Here is a 4,447-nt window from a genome sequence, read left to right on the forward strand (position 1 = left end):
GGAACATCACGACGGCCTCCTGTTGCCGGCGGCCCTCGGTCAGAAGACCGGGACGCCCGCGCGGACCAGGCGCCAGTTGGCGACGAAGAAATCAGCCGGGTTGATCTCACCCTTGGCCTGCGCCCAGTCGATCAGCAGCTGCCGGATCTCCTGCTGGGCGTTGTAGACCTGGGTCTTGACGATGCCCGGGAAGTTACCGCCGCCGCTGCGCCGGTAGTTGTTCACCGCGACGACGAACTGGGCGTCCGGCGCGACCGCGACCCCGGCGATCTCCAGCCGGGTGATCCGGTCACCGACCGGGCGGCTGATGTCGATGTCGTAGTCGACGCCGGAGAACACGTCGTAGTTGTAGTCGGGCACCGCCGGGTCGCTGATCGTCGCCGGGTCGGGCGTGGCCCCCACCGGCAGCGTCACGAAGTACTTCGCCGAGTACTCCAGGTACGCCTTCACCTCGGCGCCCGTCAGCACCACGGCCTCGAGCGTATTGTCGAAGACGTACAGGCCGGCCACGTCGCGGATCTTGACGTCACCCTGCGGGAACACCGCCGTCCGGCTGAACGGCGCGGCCAGCGAGAGCACCGGCAGGGACGCGTACGGGGTGCCGGCCAGCGCCGCGGTCACCGTCTCGGTCTGCACCTTGTTGATGAAGTCCAGGATCGGCGTGTCCTTGTACCGCGACTCGACCGTGGTCAGCTCCACCGTGGACGTGGCGACGACCTGGTTGACGTACGCGACCGTCTTGGCGTGCTGGGCCTTGACCACGGCCAGCACCCGCGGGTCCTCGGTGACCGTGTTGGTGTTGAGCAGGTCGGACTTCTTGTCGGTGATGGTCCACCGGCCGCGGTCGCGGGTCAGCGTGAAGTCCATCCGGCTCAGCCGCTGGCCCCACTTCGACGGCTCCGACAGCAGCACCTGGGCCCCGGTCTGCTTGTTGGTGACGAACCGCTGCGGGACATTGGCGTGCGCGTGCCCGAACAGGATCGCGTCGATGCCCGGGACCTGCTCGGCGATGAGCGCGCTGGGGTTCTCGTTCGGCAGCTCGGGGCCGTAGCTGGACGTGCCGCTGTCGCCGCCGTGCGCGGAGATCAGCACGATGTCGGCGCCGCGGGCCCGCATGACCGGCACCCACTTCGCGGCGGTGGCGATCATGTCGGCGAAGACCAGCTTGCCCTCGACGTTGCCCTTGTCCCAGATGGCCACGCCGGGGTTGGTCAGGCCGAGGATCCCGACCCGCAGCGTCGGTGCGCCGTGCCCGAGGGAGACCTTCTTGATCACGTACGGCGTGAAGGCCGGCCGCCTGGTCGTCGCGTCGAGCGCGTTGGCGGCCAGCGCGGGGAAGCCCAGCTGGCGGATCCACAGGTTGAGCAGCGGCAGGCCGTAGTTGAACTCGTGGTTGCCCAGCGTGACGGCGTCGTAGTGCAGCACGTTCATGGCCTTGGCCATCGGGTGCTTCTCACCGGTCGCGGTGATCGGCTCCTGCTTGGCGTAGTACGTGGCCAGCGGCGTGCCCTGGATCGTGTCGCCGGCGTCGAGCACCAGGGTGGCCTTGCCCCGGCGCTCGGCCCGGATCTGGTTGACCAGGGCGGCGAGCTTGGCCACCCCGACGTCGTTGTGCGCGCTGTCGTCGTACTCCAGGTCCTTGTAGTAGTCCCAGTTGTAGACGTTGCCGTGGGTGTCGGAGGTGCCGAGCACGGTCAGGTCGTACGTCTTCGGGTGGTGGCCGTGACCGGGACGTGTCGCGGGAGCGGCGCCGGCCGCGTCACCGAGCACGAGCGGAGCGGCGGCACCGGCAGCTGCGGCGGCGAGAACGCCACGCCGCGAGACGCCTGCGGGAAGGGTCATCAGGAACCTTTCGAGGGGAAAAGTGCACGCGCCTCGTGGGCGCCCACGAGGCACCATAACCGCCGATACATTTCCAGGCGAGAGCTGCCGCGGGACCCGGCAGATGTCACGGGACCGGCGGGCATCTCGTAGGATCGCCGCCATGCCTGCGCAGCCGGAACTGCCGCTGCGTCCGATGACGCTCGGTGAGTTGCTGGACGCCGCCATGGCCCTGCTGCGGGCCCGAGCGCTTCCCCTGCTGGCCACGGCCGCCGTCCTCGGCCTGCTGGAGCAGTCCCTGCTGGTGCCGTTGCGTACGGCTGCCTTCGTCACCGCGCCCTACTACGGTCCGGCGCGTGGCCACTTCGGGCAGTGGTGGATCGTCACCGCGCTCGGGTTCGCCACCGAGACCGTCATCCTCACGCTGCTCGGCGCCCTCGCCGCGGCCGCCGCCGCTCCGGCCCTGCTCGGCCGGGCGGTACGCCATCGTGAGCTCTGGTCGCGCACCCGGCCACTGTCCACCGTCAGCATCGCCCTCGTGCTCGGCCTGGCCGGCGGGGTCGCCCTGTTCGCCGGGTTCGTGCCGTGGCTGATCCTGTACGGCCTGTTCAGCCTCACCTCCGCGGTCCTGGTCATCGACCGGGCCGGCAACCCGTTCAGTGCGCTGTGGCGCTCGGCCCGGCTGACCACGCGCGGCGCGTTGCGGGGCTTCTGGACCCTGCTCAGCGCCTATCTGACCTGGTTCGTCATCCGGTTCGCGCTGGGCAGCGGGTGGGTGTGGGTGCTGACCCAGCTCAGCGGGGGCGAGCCGGCCTGGCTGACCTGGCTCACCCCGGCCGCCTGGGTGCTCGCCAACGCCGTGGCCTACTCCGCGCTGGCCTGCGTCGCCGCCGTCCTGCTGCTGGAGACGCGGATCCGCACCGAAGGGCTGGACATCGCCATCGGCCGGGCCCGCAGCCGCGGCGAGGACGACTCCGCCGCCCTGGTGTACGCCCGGTGACCCGGGTCTGGGACGAGTTCGCGGCGGCGGTCTTCGACGTCGTGCCGCCACAGGTCCTGCTCCTGCTCCTGCTGGCGATCGCCGGGCTGACCGGTGCGCTCTGGTACTGGTACCCGGCGTGGGTACCGACCCGGCTGCCCCGGATGCCGCGCCTGCGGATGCCCCGCTGGCGGTTGCCGCGCTGGCGCCGTACCCGGAAGCCGAAGTCTGCCCGGAAGGCGAAGACCAAGGTCGAGCCGGTCTTCGCCCCGACGGTCGTGCTGGCCGACGGCACGCTGCTGGCCGACCGGCTGGCGGCCGAGGGCCGCTATGCCGAGGCCATCCGGCAGCGGTTGCGTGACGTGGTCGGTGACCTCACCGCCGCCGGCGTGGTCGCGCCGCTGCCCGGCACCACCGCCGCCGAGGTCGCGGCGGCCGCGGCCGCGCAGCGCCCGGCCGTCGCCGGTTCGCTCGCCGGGGCCACCGACCTGTTCTCCGAGATCTGGTACGGCAACCGCCCCGCCCTGCCCGCCCACGACGAACGCATGCGCGCCCTCACCGGTGACGTCCGGACGCGGATGCGCGGGGTCCCGTCGTGAAGTCACGCCGCTGGCTGCGTTTCGCCCTGCCGCTCGCCGTCGTCGCCGGGCTGGCCACGATGACCGGTGTCGCGCACGTGGTCCAGCAGCCGGACCCGACCGATGCCTCGTTCCTGTCCCCCACCAGCGCCGAAGGTGACGGCGCACGGCTGCTCGCCGACGCCCTGACCAGCGCCGGGGTGCGGATCACGGTGCACCGCACCAGCCTCGACGCGCTCGCCGACGCCGAGGTGGGCGGGCCGGTCACGCTCTTCGTCACCACGCCCGGGCTGATGCACCCGTCCTACCTGCCACGGCTGGCCGCGCTGCCGGAGCAGGTCCGCGTGGTCATGGTCGCGCCGGGCCCGGACCAGCTGACCGCGGCCGGTCTCTCCGTCCCGGTGGGCGGGCCACGCTGGACGGCCACGGCGCCCCAGCCGGGCTGCTCGACGGACTACGTGAACGCCGCCGGCCCGGCCGCGGTGCAGCGCCTGCGCTACGACGTCTCCGCCTACCAGGCCGTGCGCTGCTACAACGACGGCCTGGTGGAGTTCCGCAGCGAGCGGGTCGCGATGACCCTGGTCGGGGCCGCGGACCCGTTCCGCAACGACCGGGCCGACGAGCACGGCAACCGGGCGCTGGCCCGTGGCCTGCTGGCCCGCGACCCGACGGTGATCTGGCTCGACCTGCACGAACGCGAACCGGACCCGGACGACAGCGCCGCCCGGCCCACCGAGCCGCAGCCGGATCCCGGCACCGACGACCAGGGTGACGACAGCGGCGAACGCCCCGACGACGACCTGCCCGATGAGGAGCCGACCGGTGAGCCGCAGGACGGCGGCGAGGCCGATTCGGCCCAGGGCGGCGGCAACGGCGTCTCGGAGAGCCCGCTGGCCCGGGCCTTCCCCCCGGCGGTATGGGCCACCCTGGCCCTGCTGGCCCTGGCCGCGCTCGCGCTGGCCGCGGCCTCCGCGCGCCGGCTCGGTGCCCCCGTGGCCGAACCGCTGCCGGTCCGGGTCCGGGCCGCCGAGACCGTCCGCGGCCTGGGCGGGCTCTACCAGCGGGCCGG

General features: G+C 72.6%; 4 protein-coding genes. 3 read left to right on the forward strand and 1 reads right to left on the reverse strand.

Annotated elements, in window-relative coordinates; all coding sequences use genetic code 11:
* Window positions 1-39 precede the first annotated feature (39 nt).
* On the reverse strand, window positions 40-1,842 hold the full coding sequence (locus tag AB0C29_RS35535; protein ID WP_360829850.1) for a 5'-nucleotidase C-terminal domain-containing protein: 1,803 nt from the start codon (window positions 1,840-1,842) through the stop codon (window positions 40-42).
* 142 nt (window positions 1,843-1,984) lie between these two features.
* On the opposite strand from AB0C29_RS35535, the gene AB0C29_RS35540 reads away from it, so the two are divergent.
* From AB0C29_RS35540 to AB0C29_RS35550, 3 genes are all read left to right on the forward strand, one after another.
* Window positions 1,985-2,821: a hypothetical protein gene (locus AB0C29_RS35540; RefSeq protein WP_360829852.1), complete on the forward strand. Its 837-nt coding sequence runs from the start codon at window positions 1,985-1,987 to the stop codon at window positions 2,819-2,821.
* The gene (locus tag AB0C29_RS35545) at window positions 2,818-3,399 is read left to right on the forward strand and encodes a DUF4129 domain-containing protein (RefSeq protein ID WP_360829854.1); all 582 of its coding nucleotides are present in this window, start codon (window positions 2,818-2,820) and stop codon (window positions 3,397-3,399) included. Before AB0C29_RS35540 ends, AB0C29_RS35545 begins: the two co-directional genes overlap by 4 nt.
* Window positions 3,396-4,447: DUF4350 domain-containing protein (locus tag AB0C29_RS35550; protein ID WP_360829856.1), on the forward strand; the 1,052-nt coding region annotated here is incomplete at its 3' end. The genes AB0C29_RS35545 and AB0C29_RS35550, both read left to right, overlap by 4 nt.

Source organism: Actinoplanes sp. NPDC048791, from assembly GCF_040650095.1.
In the GTDB taxonomy this organism is placed as follows: Bacteria; Actinomycetota; Actinomycetes; order Mycobacteriales; family Micromonosporaceae; genus Actinoplanes.